Below are 435 nucleotides of genomic sequence, written 5' to 3'. Positions count from 1 at the left end.
ATGGCCAGTCTCTGCCCTTACACCTGACAAATGAGTAAGTCACTCGACATTTCGACCACCGAAGCCGAGCAGACAGTCACGGAAGTCATCGACACCATCGTCGCGACGACACCGGACGTCCGCCGCGCTGTTGCCGACTACCGTGGCCAGAGCAACTCCGTCAACCCCACTGGCGACGACCAGCTCGCGGCTGACCTGCGCGCCGACGAACTGTTCGAACAGCGGGTGCTGGGCATCGACGGCGTTGCCTCCTACGCTAGCGAGGAACGCGCGGACGTGAAAACGACAGACGGTCGCCTGCATGTCGCGATGGACCCCCTCGATGGGTCGAGCAACCTCGAACCCAACAGCGGGATGGGGACGATTTTCGGCATCTACAGCGAACAGCCACCGACTGTCGGTACCAATCTCCTCGCCGCCGGGTTCGTCATCTAC

1 pseudogene is annotated in these 435 nt (G+C 62.1%); it reads left to right on the top strand.

The annotated features are described in order from the left end of the window. Positions 1-30: 30 nt before the first annotated feature. Positions 31-435, top strand: a pseudogene (locus G9463_RS23945) (class 1 fructose-bisphosphatase); the annotation flags it as partial.

It is taken from the genome of Haloarcula sp. JP-Z28, from assembly GCF_011440255.1.
GTDB classification, from domain to species: Archaea; Halobacteriota; Halobacteria; order Halobacteriales; family Haloarculaceae; genus Haloarcula; species Haloarcula marismortui.
This window is presented reverse-complemented; position numbering and strand designations above follow the sequence as displayed.